Origin of the sequence: Streptomyces sp. HmicA12 (genome assembly GCF_000373565.1) — a bacterium.
GTDB lineage: Bacteria > Actinomycetota > Actinomycetes > Streptomycetales > Streptomycetaceae > Streptomyces.
This window is the reverse complement of sequence record NZ_KB891821.1, coordinates 14,048-30,713: the sequence shown is the minus strand read 5'-3', so window position 1 is coordinate 30,713 and position 16,666 is coordinate 14,048. Positions and strand designations below refer to the sequence as shown.

Here is a 16,666-nt window from a genome sequence, read left to right as displayed (position 1 = left end):
GGACGGCGGACTGTCGCGGCGCGGCGGCAGAGTACCTATAGAGGCGCCTGGCCGGCGCTCTCCTATGGCGACGCCCATCGGGCGGCGACGTCGTGACGCGGCCACGGCGGCAGGTTGGCTTCTGCCCCTGGTCTCCGTGACGGCGCTCTGACGATGCCTTGGAGGGCCCTTCTTGTCCGCAACCACTTCCACCTGCGACCACCGCGTGTACCACGTAGTGGTCGTCGCTCTGATCTCCGTGATCGTCGGGCTCACCACCGGGGTCGGCCTTGCCGCCCTCGGGCAGTCCCCGCTCGCCGCTGTCGCCTCCGGTGGGGCGGTCGTGCCGGTCGTCTTCTCCGCAGGCATGATCGCGGTCACGTACGTGAAGCGGCAGGCGTAGCGGGCGACTTCGTGGGGTGGCCCCTTCAGGCCAGCCGGTGGTCCGGAGCGTGACCAAGTCGGGGCTGCGGGGTTGAGCAGGTGATGTCCCGTCGTCGTCGAAACAGGGAGAACTCCCAGATGCGCATCCGCTCCGCCACCGGCGCCCTCCTCCTGGCCCTGGCCGCATCCGTGGCCTCGTCCGCCCCGGCTCTGGCCGCCGACCCCGAGCCGGGTACCGGCACGGTCGTCCTGTCGAACGAGGCGTACGACAGCCTTGTCCACGCCGACGAGGACGAGCGGGAGCTGATCCTGACGAACCCGTCCTACCGCGAGGCATGGCTCTTCTGCCTCGGCTCCACGGAACCCAGTCACGTGGAACGCAACGCATGGGGCCAGGGGTACGTGTGCATTCCGGACGGCGCGGTGCAGTAGCTGGGGGCTCCACCTCCGGCCGACCGATGTCCACCCGGAGGTCCACCCATGGGTCCAGGTGATCGACGCCCCGCCACAGCAGTCTTATGGACATGACTACGACCGAGTGGATCACCGACATCGCTCTCCTCCTTGTCGTCTTCCGGCAGCTGCGGGAGGGCCGACTGGACTGGAGGACCTTCATCGTCCCGCTGGGGATCGTGGCCTTCGTGGCCCACCAGTACCTCGAATCCGTCCCGACCGGGGGCAACGACCTGGTGCTGATCGGCACCTTGGTGGCCACGGGCGCCGCACTCGGCATCGCCGGCGGCGTCTGCACCAGGGTCCGGGTCTCCGGCGAGCACGTCCTGATCAAGGCCGGCGCGGTCTCGGCAGCGCTCTGGGTGATCGGTATGGGCGCGCGCATGGGATTCCAGCTGTGGACCGAGCACGGCGGCGGCGATGACGTCGCCCGCTTCAGCCTCACCCACCAGATCACCAGTGACCAGGCGTGGGTCGCCGCGTTCGTCCTCATGGCGCTCACCGAGGTCGTCACCCGGCTGGCCACCATCTTCGTACGCGGCCGCATGGTGGCCGGCGGACGGCCGACGACGGAGACGCGTCCCGCCCTGAGCGTCGACCGCAGCGCCTGATCGTGGGCTATCGTCGCGCCGTGCCAGCACCCGAGAGCCGTCCGGACCCCGCGCCCGCCCCGGAGTCCGGGCACCCGGCGTTTCCCCGCAGAGACCCCAGGACGCACTGGGCCGTCACGCTCGTGGTCATCGCCGGCGGCTTTCTGACGGTCCGCCCTCTGGGCCTCAGCGGCCGGGGCCTCGCGGTCGCCGCGCTCCTCGTGCTGTGCTCGGCGGCGCTGCTGGTCCGTCATCTGCCCGAAGCCCGATTCTCCCCGCGCGTCGTCCTCGTAGGGATGTCATTGGGTGTCGTCGCGTCGGCCGCGCTGATCGGGGTCAGCCGTACCGGCTCCAGCTATCTGTTCGCCTACTTCCTCGTCGGCCACATCGGCTACCGCTTCCCGCTCAAGTGGTCCCTCCCGCTGGCCGCGTCCAGCAGTCTGCTGTGTGCCGCGGTGCTCTACTTCCACATCGGCCCGGGGCACCACCAGTTGGCATGGGGCCTGGGGCTCACCACGGGCCTTCCGGTGGTGGCGGGCATCCTCAGCCGGAGCAAACAGCGCGCGCTGGAGGCGGTGATCGAGGCGGCCGAGTCCTCCGAGCGGGCCGCACGGGCCGAGGCCCAGGCCGCCGTACTGACCGAGCGCAGCCGGATCGCCCGTGACGTGCACGACGTCCTGGCGCACTCACTGGCCGGGATCAACATGCAACTGGAGCTCGCCGACGCGCTGCTGGACACCGGCGACCTGGACAAGGTCCGCGAGGCGAACCACAAGGCGCACAGCATGGTCAAGGAGAGCCTCAAGCAGGCGCAGTGGACGGTGCACGCGCTGCGCGAGGACGCACTGCCGCTGGTCGAGACCCTGACCGCGATGCTGGAGTCGTCCGGCCACCGGGACGCGCTCACGGTCACCGGCACCGTACGGTCGCTCTCGGCGCGCGGCACGCAGAACCTGCTGCGGATCGCGCAGGAGGCCCTGACCAACGCCGGGCGGCACGCGCCCGGCGGATCCGTCGCGGTGCGGCTGGCGTTCGGCGAGGCGTCGACGACTCTGACGGTCCGCAACGGGCCGGCCACCCGCGAAGTGATCGCGGGACTCGGCAGCGGGATGGGACTGATCGGGATGCGCGAACGGGTCGCCCTGCTGGATGGCACCCTTGCAGCGGGACCGGTTCCCGAAGGACCGGACGCAGGCGGCTGGCAGGTGGAGGCAGTGATTCCCGATGAGAGCGATTCCCGATGAGAGTGATCCCCGATGAGTGAACAGGCCGATCAGCAGGGCCGGTTGAGAGTGATCGTCGCCGACGACCAGGCCGCTGTCCGTGAGCCCCTCGCCGCGGTCCTCGCCCTGTCCGAGGACATCGACGTGATCACGGCCGCGGCCAACGGCGCCGAGGTGCTGACCGCCGTGGCGGCCGGTCCGGTCGACGTGGTGCTGATGGACCTGCGGATGCCTCAGATGGACGGCATCGAGGCCACCCGCAGGCTGAGCGAGGAACACCCCGGCGTGGCGGTGGTCGTGCTCACCACCTTCGCCGACGACGACTCCATCCTGGCCGCCCTGAGCGCCGGAGCCCGCGGGTACCTGACCAAGAACGCCGGGCGACAGGACATCCTGCGGGCGATCCGCGCGGCGGCCGCCGGCCAGTCCGTCCTCGACCGCGAGGTCCAGGACCGGCTCCTGGCCACGGTACGCACCACCGCACCGGCCGCCACCCAGTCGCTGCCCGCGGACATCACCCCGCGCGAGCGCGAGGTCCTCACGCTCATCGGCCAGGGCCTGCCCAACCGCGCCATCGCCGAGAAGCTGTTCATCAGCGAGGCCACGGTCAAGACCCACATCAACAACCTGTTCGCCAAGGCCGACATCCGCGACCGCGCCGACGCCGTCCGCCGCGCCATCGCCGCGGGCCTGGCCTGACACGCCCGTACGGAGCGCCGGCCACGCCCCAGGCCCGACCGGGGCCCGTCCCGTCGTCGGGCCCGTCGCCGTGCGGTCGCCGACACCCGCGGACCGCCTTAGCGTTTGGTGCATGAGCGAAGAATCGGGTGAGAAGTCGCTGGAGCGGGACGTCCTCGACGAGCTCGGCGGCACCGGGCTCCAGCAGCTCGCGGAGGTGCTGGGCACGGACGCGTCCGGCGCGCAGGACGTCGTGGGCGGTACGGTGTCGGCCCTCTCCGGTGGCCTGCGCGAGCGCTCCGAGGAAGGCCCTGAAGGCGCCCAGGAGGTCCAGCAGGCCATCGACGAAGCGGCACAGCCGCCCCTCCAGGGCGTAGCCACGCTCGGCGGCCTGGGCGGGCTGGCCTCCGGCGGACTGCTGGCCGGACTCCTGTCGCGCATGAGCCGCCCCGCGGCCAACGCGATCGCGAAGAAGACGGGCCTGCCGGCGGCGAACGTGGCCCGCGGGATCGAGCTGGTCATCCCCGTGATCCTGGCGGTGCTGAGCAAGCGGGCCACGCGCAAGAAGTAGTACCCGCGACTGCGAGGAGCCGGTGAACGTCGGCGATCAGCAGATGGAGACGTACTGACCGAGGCCGTGTTCCGAGGTGACGCTCACTCCGCCGTCGGTCCGGGGTTCTTGCGCTGGTTGGCATGGAAGCGCGCCTTCTTCTGGCGATTCCCGCACGTGTTCATGTCGCACCATTTGCGGGTGCGGCTCTGGCTCGTATCGAAGAAAGCGGCCAGGCAGGTCGGTGACGCGCACAGCGCCAGCTTTCCGTCCCGCTCGCCCGCGATGATGCTGATCGCGTCGGCGGCGATCACGCCGAGGGCGTCCTCCACGCAGGAAGCCGAGCCGAGCCGCCATCGCCGCTCGCCCTCGGGCGTCAGGATCGCCGCGGCCCGCCCCTGAGCGCTGCGGTCATTGATGACCTGGACGGCGGACGCGGGGAGAGCCTCCTGGATCGCGGCCGCTGTCGCGGCGGCGTGGATCGACTCCCTCAGTTCCCGGGCGAGGTCGAGCTGGGCGGCGGTGCAGGAGTCCACGGCGAGGCCGCTCACCACCAGCCAGTCGACGAGCCGTTGCGGTGTGGGAATCCGCTCCACGGCGTCGCCATGACGCTCCGAAAGGGTCCCCGTGAAGCTGGTCGCCAGCACGCTACCGAGGCGGAATTCAGGGAAGCCAGCACGCATGGAACCACCTTAGCCGGTTGCGGCACGGCCTGGCGGGCTGCTAGAACCGTCTTAGCCGGTTCCACCATGGCCAGGAGGACTCATGACCCGTCCCGCCAGCGACGTGCAAGCATTCGAGACCCACGCGACCGACGCCGAACTCGACGATCTACGCGCACGGTTGGCCGCGGCGCGACTCCCGGAAGCCGAGACGGTCCGCGGTGCCGCGCCCGGCCCTCGCCGATGGGGCCAGGGCGTTCCGCTCGCCGACCTCGTCGACGTCGTGAACTACTGGCGCACCGGGTACAACTGGCGGTCGTTCGAGGAGCGCCTCAACCGGATCGGCCAGTTCCGTACGGCCATCGATGATCTGGGAATCCACTTCCTGCACCGCCGGTCCACGCGCGCGGACGCCGTTCCGCTGCTCTTGACGCACGGCTGGCCGGACAGTGTCGCCCGGTTCATCGATGTGGTGGACGAGCTGGCTGATCCGAAAGATGCGGACGCGCCGGCGTTCCACGTCGTGGTCCCGTCGCTGCCGGGCTTCGGTTACAGCGACAAGCCGGCCACCACCGGATGGGGAACCGAAAAGATCGCGGCCGCATGGGTGGAGCTGATGGGGAGGCTCGGCTACGACAAGTTCGCGGCCCACGGCGGCGACTGGGGTGGCAACATCACCACGGTTCTCGGCGGCAGGTTCCCGGCGCACGTTCTCGGCATCCACACCACGTTCGCTGAGGGGCCGCCCGGGTTGACGACGGACGGGCTGACGGCGGAGGAGCGCACGTGGGCCGAGGACACCCGCGCCTTCTGGATCCATCGCGCGGCGTACGCGAAGCAGCAGGCGACCCGGCCGCAGACCATCGGCTACTCGCTCGTCGACTCACCGGTCGGGCTTCTCGCCTGGATCCTCGACAAGTTCGCCGAGTGGTCGGACACCGAGGACAGCCCGTTCGAGACGATCTCCAGGGACCGGATTCTCGACGACGTCACCCTGTACTGGCTGACGAGGACCGGCGCGTCGGCGGCCCGCATCTACTACGAGAGCCACAACTCGCTCGACCCCGAACTGCGGGTCGACGTCCCGTCGGCGCTCACCATGTATCCCCGCGACGTCGAGAAGTGTCCGCGCCCCTGGGCGCAGGAGCGGTACCGACGGATCGTCCGATGGAGGGAGCCCGAAACCGGGGGACACTTCCCGTCGCTGGAGGTGCCCGAGCACTTCGTCAAAGATCTGCAAGAGGGTCTCGCGGCAGTGCTGGCCGCTCAGCGGTGAACGCGGCGTGGGGTCGGCACTCGATCGCCTCTCCTTGATCGCGCCAGCTCGAAGGCGCCGAACTCGGCGGCTACCAGACCGTGATCATCGGCGGCGTCCGCGACCTGCGTCGTCATCGACGCCCTGCCCAAACTCCTGCCGTTCGCCCAGCAGTACTTCGACGCCGAGATCCTCGACGTGTTCGACGGCGAAGTGGACCCGGCCACCATCGACATCGACTACCGGCTCTACGGCGGCGGCACCGTCCTCGCGGGTACGGAACCCGAGTCCCTCCTGCCCCGCGAACTCGGCGTGCTGATCACGGTGACCGCCCCCGACCAGGCCACCGCACACGCCATCGCCACGTTCGTCGCGCACGCCGGCAACCATCTGCCCATCGCCGAGTACGACGGCCTGGTCTCGACCCTCGCCTACCCCTACTCGCCCCCGAGACGGACCGCGGCCCGCTCTACCGCTTCACCCTCAACCACCCGGCCACAACGGCCTCGACGTCATGCCGGCCGTTCTCGCCTTCCTGTCCGATCAGGTGCCGGCGGCGGAAGCCCGACAGGCCTCGCACCGCCGAACACCAAAGACTCCTCCGCGCCACCTTGCCTAGCGCGGAACGCGCATGTCGCCACGGATCTTTCCCGTGAGCTCAGCCGCCTCCTCGGTCGACAGGCCGAGAATCCCGTTGTACGGGGTGACCAGCGCGATCGTCGAGTAGTCGGCCCAAGCGCACACCGTCGTCGTGGTGTCCTCGCTCGTCTCGAAGTTGTCCACATCGAGGTTCGCGCACTGCATCACCGCCCCGTCGAGCGAGTCCGCCTCCGCTTCCTCGGGCACGCCCAGCAGGGAGACGACATGGGTGCCGCTCTTCTGCGAGGTGGTGGCGAGACGATCCGACACCAGGGCAAGGTACTGGGTCAACGCCAGCTGAGGGTCGGCGATCTCCCCGTACGCGCCCGTGACGCTGAACCGCGCGTTGTTCTTCAGGCTCCGCAGCTTGTCCTGGACCGCGTCCGGGTCCGAGGTGTCGAGGTTGTCGAGGTACTCCTCGGAATAGCTCGCGGCGATCGGCTCGGGGTTCCTGATGTCGATCTTCTCCAACTCCTGGGTGTCCTCGCTCCCGAGGGTGACGTCGGTGTCGGACTCGTCGCCGAAACGGAAGTACGTGGAGAACGACATCGTCGACGGTGCGGTCAGTCTGTGCGGGCCGTCGTCGTCGAGACCCTTCCGGCCGAGGAACCAGAACGCGGTGCCGCCGATCAACGCCAGCGCCAACCCCGCACCGACGATGATCCCCAAGGTCTTACCCGCCCCGCCACGGCGCGGCGGGTAACCGCCGGGCTGCGGCGGGATCCCGTATCCGCCCCACTGCGGCTGACCGGTGAACCCGGGCCCGCCCGGCGGCCCGTACGGACCGGGCTGCTGTCCCGGCCGGCCCGGTTGCACGAACGGGCCCGGCTGTACGCCCCAGGGTGCCGGCTGTGGGGGCCGACCGGCGTACGGGCCGGGTTGGTTGCTGCTCACTGCTGAAGTCCTCCCGTAAGAATCCGTCGGAACATCCTGCCGGACACACGGGCCTCACGCGTTCCTCGGGCTTCTTGGTCCACCGAAAGATTCCGGTTCCCGGCACTCCTGGTGGTCAACGGATGTGGCGCGCGGGCAGGGTGGCGGTGTGGAGCAGGTGTTCCAAGGGGCCGCGCCGGAAGCGGCGAGTCCACAGCACGGCGAGCAGGAGTGCGCCCGCGATGAAGGCGAGCAGCACCGGGAGCGCGGCCATCGTTTCGTCCTCGACCGCGGCCACGTACCAGACGTCGTTCAGGAACCAGAGAGCGATGATGTGCAGGACGTAGACGGTCAGGGCCATCGTGCCGACCGCCGCGACGGGTGCCGCCGCTCGGGCGAGGCGCGGCAGACGGTCGGCGGCGGCCAGGCAGCCGGTCAGGACCAGGAGCGCGACGCCGGTGTTGCCGACGACGGAGAGCGTGGTCTGGCTGTGCGGCGCGGCCACCAGGAGCCAGGCGAGCGGGGCGCCGGCCATGCCGTTCTCGGGTTCCCCCACCGTGTCGGACCACCAGGCCGATGAGGCGGAACCGCCGTCCGTGGCCGCCGCGACGGCGCTCAGCGCGTGAGGTATCAGACGCAGTGCCAGCCAGGACAAGCCGTAGCCCGTCACGGCGAGCCCCGCGGCGATCAGGGCGAGCCGGGAGCGGATCCCCGGACGGGTCAGGTCCAGGCGGGCGACCGCCATGCCCGCGATCAGGAACGGTGCCCAGGTGAGTGCCGGGTAGTCGCCGGTGAACAGCAGCTCGACGATGCCGTCCGAGCCGGTGATCCGGGCCAGCGGATCCGCAGCGACGACGATGCCCGACCAGGCTCCGTCGTCGAGCAACATCCGTATCAGATAGAGGAGTTGAGGAAGGAACAGGGCACCGGCGGTGGCGATGAGTGCGAGTGTCGCGGCCCGCAGCCGGTACAGCGGGAGGACCAGGAGGAAGAGCAGTCCGTAGTAGCTGAGGATGACGTCGACGTCGGTGTCCAGGGAGGTCAGGGCGTAGCCGAGCGCGATGAGCGCCACGGCGCGGAGCGCGATCCGGGCCGCCGCCTGCCGCCCGGCACGACCCCGCCGGGGACGGGGTCGGCCCGTGATGATGACCAGCGAGAACCCGGCGAGCACGGCGAACAGCGCGGCGGAGCGGCCGCGGGCCGTCTCCAGGAGGAAGCCCACGGGGCCGCCCACCGTGACGTCGGGGCCGACGTGCGCCGAGTACATGCCGAAGACCGCGAGGCCACGGGCCAGGTCGAGGCCGATCAGGCGAGCGCTCGAAGGGGAGGAAGAGGCGGCGACGGAGGGGAGGCCGGGGGCCGCCGCCTCGTGCAACGCCGCACGTGGCGCGGCCGAAGACGCTTCATCTGTCATGCCTCTCAGCGTCCGTGCACGGCCCGTCGCGGCCCACCCGTCGACTTTCCGAAGCGCCCCGTCCGGTTGGCCGGGGCGTGCCCGCCGATCGACGGATGCCTGCTGCCGTCCACCGGCCGGAGTGTGCGCGGACACCGCAGACGTCCGAGCGCCCGCGTGGTACGCATCGGATGACGGCCGGCGGCGAGTGGAGCGCGCATGATCCGGGTTCTGGTGGTCGACGACGAAGCACTCGTCCGTACGGGTTTCACCCACATCCTCAATGCTGCCGACGGCATCGAGGTGGTGGCGGCCGTCTCCGGCGGCCAGGCCGTGCAGTCCGTGGGGGAGTTGGTTCCCGATGTCGTACTGCTGGACATCCGCATGCCCGACGTGGACGGGCTCACCGTGCTGGCCGCGCTGCGCCGCCTTGCGGACCCGCCGGTGGTGGCCATGCTCACCACCTTCGACGCCGACGAGTACATCGAGGTCGCTCTGCGGTCGGGCGCCGACGGGTTCCTCCTCAAGGACACCGACCCGAATCAACTCCCGCATTTGATACGCACGTTGGTCGACGGCGGAGTCGTGCTGTCGTCGCAGGTGGCGCGCTCGGTGGTGAAGGGATTCCTGGACCGGAGCGGATGCGAGCCGCTGGCCGTACACCGGGTCGAGCGGCTGACCGAGCGCGAGCGCGACGTCCTGGCCCTGATGTCCAAGGGCCTGGCGAACGCGGACATCGGCGAGCGCCTGCACCTGAGCGTCGGCACGGTCAAGGGGCACGTCAGCGCCGTGCTGGAGAAGCTGGAGGTCGGCAACCGGGTGCAGGCCGCGCTGCTCGCCGAGCGCGCGGGCGTCCTGAAACGCGACCGGGGCAGGGGCGACCGATGAGCTTCCGGCGGCCGCCCCTCGTGCTGCTGGACATCGGGCTGGTGACCGCCGCACTGGCGGACGTGTGGGTCAACGTCGACGACGGGGACCCGATGGCCGTCAGCGCCGCGCTCCTCGCGGTGGCCGCGCTCATGCTGCGCCGGCACCTGCCGCGCCTCACCTTCCTGCTGACGCTCCCCACCTCCCTGATCACGGACGCGGCCTTCGCCACTCTCGTCGCGCTCTACACGCTCTCGTCGCTCTCCCGGAACCGCCCGCTGCTCGTCGGCTGCGCCCTCACCTTCGCCGTCTGCGACTTCATGCCGTGGCCGTGGTCGTACCTGGAGGTCGACGAACTCGCCGAGACCTACAACCTCGTCGACATCACGTACACCCTCGCCACGGCTGCCGCCCCGGTCTTCCTGGGACAGCTCGTCCAGGCCCGCAGAGAGCTGTCGCTCCGTCTCGCCGAGATCACCGAGGTCCGCGAGCACCAGCAAATGCTCACGGCTCAGGCGGTGTTGGCGAGGGAGCGCGCACAGCTCGCCCGGGAGATGCACGACGTCGTCTCGCACCAGGTCAGCCTGATCGCCGTGCAGGCCGGAGCGCTCCAGGTGAGCAATCAGGACGCCGACGCCAGAGCGGCCGGTGCCACGATCCGGCGGCTCAGCGTGCAGACCCTGGACGAACTGCGACACATGATCGGCGTGCTGCGCGCCTCCGGGACCCGCCCGACCGAACTCACCCCGCAGCCCTCGCTCACCGACCTCCGGCAGCTGATCGGGTCCAGCGGAATCGAGACGGTGCTGGAGACCGATCTGCCCCACGGCCTGCCGCCCACGCTGCAGCGAGCCGTCTACCGCACGGTGCAGGAGGCGCTGACCAACGTACGCAAACACGCCCCCGGCGCGAGCGCGACCGTCCGCATCCATCATCGCGACGCCCTGCTCCGCGCGGTCATCACGAACACCGCCCCCACGCGCCCGGCACTCAGCCTCCCCGGAGCCCACCACGGCCTGGTCGGACTCCGTCAGCGTGCCGAACTCCTCAGCGGAACGATCACCTTCGGCCCGACCTCTGAGGGTGGCTTCGCGCTCCGGCTGGAACTGCCGACCGGGCACGCGGACTGATGCCGGTCGACCGCCCGCCGTGCAGTCGGGCAGGGCAGTACCGGCTCCGTCACCGATGACCCCGTTCTACGGGCCATCCGCGTCACCCGTTCAGCCCGGACGGCACCGGGTGCCCGCCCGAGCAGGCGCGACACGGCCGATCGTCGGAACATGGGGGGAGCGCGGGAGAAGGCAGAACGGGCCGAGCAGACGGGAGTGCCGCAGGTGGCCGGTGGGCACGAGCACGGCGGTTCCGAGGAGCGCGACGCCGAGGTGCGCCAGGTCGAGGCCCTCAACCGGCTGGCAGGACCGGCCGCGGACGGCTCCGCCGAGCCGCCGGAGCGCAGAAGACACCGTGGATCCGAGCTGCTCGTCGCGGGGCATGCCCTGGCCCGGGCCGAATCGCTCGCGGAGGCGCTCACCCTGATCTCCCAGCTGTCCGGCACCGAGCTGCCGCTTGCGGCCCAGGCGGTCTTCCGCGCCGACCGCGAGTTCCTGCACTGCGTCGGACACTTCGGTCTGCGCGACGGGGAGGGCGACGCGTTCCGCCTGCCGCTGGACATCGATCACCCCGCCACACAGGTGACCCGCACCGGACGCCCCGTGTTCCTGGCCTCCCCGCAGGAATACCGCGACCGGTTCCCGACCGCCTGGCCGGTCGCCGACCGGACGGGATACGAGACCTGGGCGTATCTCCCGCTGGTCACGTACGGCCAGCTCACGGGCGTATGGCTGGCCGCGTTCGACACCCCCGTACCGATGACCGACGGCCTGGGCACCTTCCTGATGACCCTGTCCCGGCTGCTCGGACAGAGCATCGAACACACCTACAACGGCCGGGCCGACCACACGCTGTCCCAGAACCTGCGCAGCAGCATGGACCGCGTCGGCCCCGGCGTCGAGGGGCTGACCGTCGCCGCCCGGTACGTGCCCACCGGCGGCGGACTGATGATCGGCGGCGACTGGTTCGACAGCATCGTCCTGCCCGGCGGGCGTCTGGGCCTCGTGATCGGCGACGTCCAGGGCCACGACGTCCATGCCGCGGGGCTGATGTCCCAGCTGCGCACCGCGATCCATGCCTACGCCGTCGAGGGCCACGGCCCCAACGCCGTCATGGTGCGGGCCTCCCACTTCCTGGCGTCGCTGGACGAGGACCGCTTCGCCACCTGCATCTACCTGGAGGCGGACCCGGCCACCGGCATCCTGCGCATCGCCAGGGCCGGGCATCCGCACCCCGTCCTGCGGCTCCCGGACGGAACCTGCCTCCTCAAACACGTGCGCGGCGGCCTGCCCCTCGGACTCGACCTGGGAGAGGACGACTACCCGGTCAGCGTCGTCACCCTGCGTGAGAACGAGATCCTCATGCTGTGCACCGACGGCCTGATCGAGAACGGCGGCCACGACATGTACTCCGGCTGGCTCCGCGTCCGCAACGCCCTGACCCCGGGTGCCGCCGAGAACATCGACGGTCTGGCGGACCGGCTCCTGAACGCCGTCGTCGCCCCGCACACCGCGCAGCCCGGCGCTCGGACCACCTCCTTCACGGAGGACGACATCGCCCTCATCCTCCTGCGCCGCGACCCGTCCGACCCGTCCGCGGACCGCCCGGGGCGGCATCTGCGCCTGACCCTCGAACAGGATCAGGCGCAGGGGCTCGCCGACGCGCGGATCGAGCTCCAGGGGCTGCTCCACGACTGGGCCCGCCCCGGGCACGTCGACACGGTGGTCCTGCTCGCCTCCGAACTTCTCGGCAACGTGCTGGTCCACACCGAATGCGCCGCCGTCCTCAGCGCGGAGATCAGCGGTGTCCAAGGGCGGCGCCACCTACGGGTCGAGGTCACCGACCGCAGCGACGAAGTCCCGCACCGCCGCGCCCCCGGCGAACTGTCCTCCTCAGGTCGCGGTCTGGTCCTCCTCGACCTCCTCGCCCACCGCTGGAACATCCGCCCCGAGCCCGAAGGCAAGACGGTCTGGTTCGAACTCGACGAGGACGGACCGGAGGAACCGTGACCTCCTGACCGTGGTCCGGATCAGCGCCCGTTGGCGGAGAAGTGCTGGTAATCCGGGTGCGCCCAGCGGCCGCCCCACTGCCAGCCGACCTTGCGCATGGCAGTCGTGATCACATCCCCGCGCCGGATCATTCCCTTGACGGGCCGATCCCGGCGCAGGTAACGACGGCCGGCCGGTGGGTAGACGCGGCCCGAGGTGTCGACATAGGGATTCTCGAGCGTGTTGATGTCGATGGCGTTGCCGTAGGAGTGCTGGGACCTCTTGCCCGGACTCCCGGTCACGGCACGGCAGTTGAAGGCGGAGGTGTTGTCCTGCTTCATGGCGGCGGTGTCGCTGCCCCGGTACTCGGCCATGACCTTCATCCGCCGGATGGGGAACTTCGCGGCGAAGGCGCGCCCGAACACGTACAGCATCGGGCTCACGGCCTGTCGGCTGACGATCAGTTCGCCGCGGTGCACCTTGCCGTCGAAGCCCCAGTGGTTCATCCGGATCAGACGAAGCCGTCCCGGTGGGACGGGGCAGCCGCGTCGATAGGTGTGAGCCAGTTTCGCGGCGGGCGCGGCGGAGACCACGGCCTTCAGGCCGGGCACGACCGCGGTCGTGGTCGTGCTCGTGGGGACGGTGGAAGAAGCCGGCTGCGCCTGCGCGGGAGGGGTGGTCAGCAGGACTGCGGTGACGGCGAGGGCGGCCAGCGCGGAGCGCGGTACGTTTTGCACGTTATGACCGTAGATGTGGCTCTCTGAGAAGTTCGGCAAGACAGTGCCGCTGGGCTGCGGTTGTCATCGTTCGGTATCAGCCGGCCGGCCCGTACAACCCCTGTGCCCGAGGACTCGTCTAGCCGGGCAGAGTCAACCCAGGGAGAGGATCGGTCATGGGGGACCATCGCAGACGGGTCGTCGGCGCGGCCGCGGTCGCCGGGCTCGTCGCGCCGCTCGCGCTCGCGCTCGGCACGGCACCGGCTCAGGCGGCCGGCAGTTGTACGACACAGACGGGTCCGCGTCAGAAACAGGTGGAGAAGTTTCTCGGCCGCCCGGTCGACGGCAAGCAGTCCGCCGCCGACTGCAAGGCCATCAAGGCCTTCCAGACGAAGCACGGCATCACCCCGAACATCGGCTACGCGGGCCCCGTCACCTGGGGCGTGATGGACCTGATGACCAAACAGAAAGCCGTCGGCAAGAACCCGAACAAGGCGGGCAAGTGCCCGGTGAACAAGGGCCGGATCGCCTGTGTCGACCTCACTCTGCAGCTCAGCTGGATCCAGGACGGCAAGAACCTCGTCTACGGACCGGTCCCGGTGCGCACGGGTCGCAACGGGTACGAGACACGCACCGGCCTGAAGAAGATCTACTGGCGGCACATCGACCACGTGTCGAGCATCTACCACGTGCCGATGCCGTACAGCCAGTTCTTCGACGGCGGGGAGGCGTTCCACTCGGTGGGCGTCAGTATGTGGAACCCGCCGGGTTCGCACGGCTGCGTCAACATGACGAAGACGACCGCGAAGAAGTACTGGTCGCTGCTGAAGACCGGCGACGACGTGTTCGTCTACGGCCGCAAGCCGGGCACCTGACCTACGAGATCCCGGCTGCCCGCAGGACCTCGGCGAAGGAAGCCTCGCGATAGAGAGCGGCTTCGCCTCCGTCGGCCTTCTTCCCGTCGATGCGCACGGTCGGGGTCCCCTGGACGCCGTCGTCCCGGAAGGACTTCATCGCCCGGGCGACCCAGGACGTGTACCGGCCGTCGCTGATCGCGCTGTCGAACGCGGCACCGCGGAGCTTGCCCACCTTGTCGGCGATCTTCAGCAAGTACGGTGCCGTGAAGGCGTCCTGGCGCTCGTCGTCGGGCTGGTCGGCGAAGACCGCCGCGTGGAAGGCGGGGAACTGTCCCGCGTCGACGGAGGCCCGCAGCGCGTTCGCCGCGTTCGCGGAGCCCGAGCCGCCGAGTCGCGCGTCGAGGAACGACGCGATGGTGTACTCGACCTTGACCTTGCCCTCGCGCACGGGACCCGCCAGGGCCCGCGCGCCGCCCTGCTCGAAGTCCTTGCAGTACGGGCAGCGTGGATCCTCGTAGACCTTCACGGTGTGCGGCGCGTCGGACCGTCCCAGCACGATGGTTCCGCCCCGCGCCTCCGCGCTCACGCCGGACAGGTCGGCGGCGTCGGGGACCTCCCGCACGGCAGACGTCGCACCGTCGTCGTGCAGGCTCGCCTGTTGCCCGCTGTTCGTGGAGGCGCAGCCGCTCAGGACCAGGCCCGCTCCCAGCACGGCCACGGACGCGGTCAGGACAGCTTGCTGTTTCACGACGCACCCTTTCCGACGGCGCATGACGTCTCCACGCTAGGCGTGCCGTGCCGGGCGCGCGGACGGCGAAAGCCCGGTGGGGCCGGGACCATCGGCACTTTTCGGCAGGGAGTTCCTCCCCGCCGCGCGGTCCGGCACGGGCGGGACGGGAAGCGGCCCGACCGCGCACCGGCAGTCGGGCCGCAGGCCGGGGCAGAGCCCCGGCATCACCGCGTGTGCCGTGTCACGGGCAGGTGACGAGGACGATGGAGACGGCGTTGCAGGTGACGGACGCCGTGTCGTTGTCGGGTTGGGGATCGGTGGGCGAGGAAGTGGTGCGCAGGCCGGAGACCTTGACCGGGCCGAGGTGCAGCAGGTGCAGCGGGACGCGGAATGTCTTGTTCACGCTCGCGTTGTCCGCGATGGCTCCGTAGTCGCAGGTCACGGTGGTGCCGGAGACGGTGCAGCCGTAGGCCAGGTTGGTGGCGCCGGCGCCGGCCGGGAGCTTGGCCGTGAGGGTCGCCGACGTGACGGCCTCGGGTCCGGTGTTGTGGGCGGTGAGGGTGTACGACAGGTACGGCACCAGAAGGTTCAGGCGCGGCTGCGCGGTGAGGTTGACGTCGATGTCCGCACGTGCCGACGGCGGTGCGGCGGCGAACGCCACGCCGTACGGGCCGGAGAACCCGCTGATCGTCTCCGTGACGGCATTGGTCCCGGTGTCGATCACGGAGACGGTGCCGTCGTTCACGTTGGTCGCGTAGACGACCGTGCCGGACGGGGCGGCCTCGACCCTGGCCGGACCGTCGCCGACGGGGACGGTCGCCGTCACGGCCTTGGTCGCCGTGTCGATGACCTTCACGTCGTCGCTGCCCCGGTCGGCGACGTAGGCCCGGGTGCCCGACGCGTTGAACGCGACGCCGTTCGGGGAGGTCCCGACGGCGATGGTGGCGCTGACCGCGTCGGTCGCGGTGTCGAGCACCGAGACCGTGGTCCCGCCACTGTTGGTGACGTAGGCGAAGGCCCCGGAGGGGCTGAAGGCCACACCGGTCGGGGACGAGCCGACCGGGACGGTGGCGGTCACCGTGTTCGTCGCGGTGTCGACGACCGAGACCGTGGCCTCGTTGTTGTTGGTCACGTAGGCGGTGGCGCCCGACGGGCTCACCGCCACCCCGTTCGGGGAGTTGCCCACCTGGATGGTGGCGCTGACCGTGTTCGTCGCGGTGTCGAGCACCGAGACCGTGGTCCCGCCGCTGTTCGCGACGTAGGCGTGGGTTCCGGACGGATCGAAGGCCAGGTTGAGCGGGTTGCTGCCGACAGGGACGGTCGCGGTGACCGCGTTGGTGTCCATGTCGATCGCCGAGACGGTGGCCTCGTCGAAATTGGTCACATAGGCGTGCCCGGAGCCGGGGTTGACCGCCACGCCGACCGGACTGTTTCCGACGGTGATGCTGTCGGTGACGGTGTTCGTGCTCGTATCGACCACCGAAACGGTGTCGCCGAAGAAGTTGGCCACGTACGCCGTCGGGCCGGTGGCGGCCTGCGCGGGACTGGGGACGGTCGCCATGCCCGTCAGGGCCAGGGCTCCGCCGGCGGCGACGGAGGTCAGCCGCCGCCTCCAGACGGCCCAAGGCAACCTGCCCGATGCGGAACGTGCGACGCGGCCCGACAGTGCGGCCGGTCTGAAAGGTGCACGGGTCAACGAACTTCCCCCTTCAGCGTGTC

General features: G+C 70.4%; 18 protein-coding genes. 11 read left to right on the top strand and 7 right to left on the bottom strand.

Going from position 1 to position 16,666, the window contains the following annotated elements; genetic code table 11:
- Nucleotides 1-172: 172 nt before the first annotated feature.
- The 6 genes from B072_RS47850 to B072_RS0129180 all read left to right on the top strand — a co-directional run bounded on the left by B072_RS47850 (nucleotide 173) and on the right by B072_RS0129180 (nucleotide 3,878).
- Nucleotides 173-382 (top strand): hypothetical protein, encoded by a 210-nt coding sequence (locus B072_RS47850; RefSeq protein WP_043244936.1) that lies wholly within the window; start codon nucleotides 173-175, stop codon nucleotides 380-382.
- Nucleotides 383-501: 119 nt separating this feature from the next.
- On the top strand, nucleotides 502-795 hold the full coding sequence (locus B072_RS0129200; RefSeq protein ID WP_018533509.1) for a hypothetical protein: 294 nt from the start codon (nucleotides 502-504) through the stop codon (nucleotides 793-795).
- Nucleotides 796-887: 92 nt separating this feature from the next.
- Nucleotides 888-1,427 (top strand): hypothetical protein, encoded by a 540-nt coding sequence (locus tag B072_RS0129195; RefSeq protein WP_043244945.1) that lies wholly within the window; start codon nucleotides 888-890, stop codon nucleotides 1,425-1,427.
- 20 nt (nucleotides 1,428-1,447) lie between these two features.
- Entirely contained in the window at nucleotides 1,448-2,650 is a 1,203-nt protein-coding gene (locus tag B072_RS0129190; RefSeq protein WP_106432960.1) for a histidine kinase, read from the top strand.
- 12 nt (nucleotides 2,651-2,662) lie between these two features.
- Nucleotides 2,663-3,328, top strand: a complete 666-nt coding sequence (locus B072_RS0129185) for a response regulator transcription factor (protein ID WP_026246421.1) — start codon at nucleotides 2,663-2,665, stop codon at nucleotides 3,326-3,328.
- A 112-nt stretch (nucleotides 3,329-3,440) separates the two neighbouring features.
- On the top strand, nucleotides 3,441-3,878 hold the full coding sequence (locus B072_RS0129180; RefSeq protein WP_018533505.1) for a DUF937 domain-containing protein: 438 nt from the start codon (nucleotides 3,441-3,443) through the stop codon (nucleotides 3,876-3,878).
- An 83-nt stretch (nucleotides 3,879-3,961) separates the two neighbouring features.
- On the opposite strand, the gene B072_RS0129175 is transcribed toward B072_RS0129180, so the two are convergent.
- A complete protein-coding gene (locus B072_RS0129175) occupies nucleotides 3,962-4,540 on the bottom strand; it encodes a CGNR zinc finger domain-containing protein (RefSeq protein ID WP_026246420.1) in 579 nt (192 codons plus the stop codon).
- 82 nt (nucleotides 4,541-4,622) lie between these two features.
- On the opposite strand from B072_RS0129175, the gene B072_RS0129170 reads away from it, so the two are divergent.
- Nucleotides 4,623-5,795, top strand: a complete 1,173-nt coding sequence (locus B072_RS0129170) for an epoxide hydrolase family protein (protein WP_018533503.1) — start codon at nucleotides 4,623-4,625, stop codon at nucleotides 5,793-5,795.
- Nucleotides 5,796-5,879: 84 nt separating this feature from the next.
- Here B072_RS0129170 and B072_RS48375 read toward each other — a convergent pair whose 3' ends face one another.
- The 3 genes from B072_RS48375 to B072_RS0129155 form a co-directional block, all read right to left on the bottom strand.
- Nucleotides 5,880-6,152, bottom strand: a complete 273-nt coding sequence (locus B072_RS48375) for a hypothetical protein (RefSeq protein WP_158689256.1) — start codon at nucleotides 6,150-6,152, stop codon at nucleotides 5,880-5,882.
- Nucleotides 6,153-6,389: 237 nt separating this feature from the next.
- Nucleotides 6,390-7,307, bottom strand: a complete 918-nt coding sequence (locus tag B072_RS0129160) for a hypothetical protein (RefSeq protein WP_158689255.1) — start codon at nucleotides 7,305-7,307, stop codon at nucleotides 6,390-6,392.
- Nucleotides 7,308-7,422: 115 nt separating this feature from the next.
- Nucleotides 7,423-8,700 (bottom strand): DUF418 domain-containing protein, encoded by a 1,278-nt coding sequence (locus B072_RS0129155; protein ID WP_026246418.1) that lies wholly within the window; start codon nucleotides 8,698-8,700, stop codon nucleotides 7,423-7,425.
- 198 nt (nucleotides 8,701-8,898) lie between these two features.
- Here B072_RS0129155 and B072_RS0129150 point away from each other — a divergent pair, with 198 nt between their 5' ends.
- The 3 genes from B072_RS0129150 to B072_RS0129140 all read left to right on the top strand — a co-directional run bounded on the left by B072_RS0129150 (nucleotide 8,899) and on the right by B072_RS0129140 (nucleotide 12,665).
- Nucleotides 8,899-9,567, top strand: coding sequence for a response regulator (locus B072_RS0129150; protein ID WP_018533499.1), 669 nt, complete (start codon nucleotides 8,899-8,901; stop codon nucleotides 9,565-9,567).
- Nucleotides 9,564-10,676: a sensor histidine kinase gene (locus B072_RS0129145; protein ID WP_018533498.1), complete on the top strand. Its 1,113-nt coding sequence runs from the start codon at nucleotides 9,564-9,566 to the stop codon at nucleotides 10,674-10,676. The genes B072_RS0129150 and B072_RS0129145 overlap by 4 nt, the downstream gene beginning before the upstream one ends.
- Nucleotides 10,677-10,826: 150 nt before the next feature.
- Entirely contained in the window at nucleotides 10,827-12,665 is a 1,839-nt protein-coding gene (locus tag B072_RS0129140) for a SpoIIE family protein phosphatase (protein WP_078506621.1), read from the top strand.
- 20 nt (nucleotides 12,666-12,685) lie between these two features.
- On the opposite strand, the gene B072_RS0129135 is transcribed toward B072_RS0129140, so the two are convergent.
- The gene (locus B072_RS0129135; protein ID WP_018533496.1) at nucleotides 12,686-13,381 is read right to left on the bottom strand and encodes a M15 family metallopeptidase; all 696 of its coding nucleotides are present in this window, start codon (nucleotides 13,379-13,381) and stop codon (nucleotides 12,686-12,688) included.
- Between the two features lie 155 nt (nucleotides 13,382-13,536).
- Between B072_RS0129135 and B072_RS0129130 the strand changes: the two genes are divergently transcribed.
- Nucleotides 13,537-14,235: a L,D-transpeptidase family protein gene (locus tag B072_RS0129130; protein ID WP_018533495.1), complete on the top strand. Its 699-nt coding sequence runs from the start codon at nucleotides 13,537-13,539 to the stop codon at nucleotides 14,233-14,235.
- A gap of 1 nt (nucleotide 14,236) precedes the next feature.
- Here B072_RS0129130 and B072_RS44280 read toward each other — a convergent pair whose 3' ends face one another.
- Both B072_RS44280 and B072_RS0129120 read right to left on the bottom strand, forming a co-directional pair.
- On the bottom strand, nucleotides 14,237-14,965 hold the full coding sequence (locus B072_RS44280) for a DsbA family protein (RefSeq protein ID WP_018533494.1): 729 nt from the start codon (nucleotides 14,963-14,965) through the stop codon (nucleotides 14,237-14,239).
- A gap of 223 nt (nucleotides 14,966-15,188) precedes the next feature.
- Nucleotides 15,189-16,508: a beta-propeller fold lactonase family protein gene (locus tag B072_RS0129120; protein WP_018533493.1), complete on the bottom strand. Its 1,320-nt coding sequence runs from the start codon at nucleotides 16,506-16,508 to the stop codon at nucleotides 15,189-15,191.
- Nucleotides 16,509-16,666: the final 158 nt, after the last annotated feature.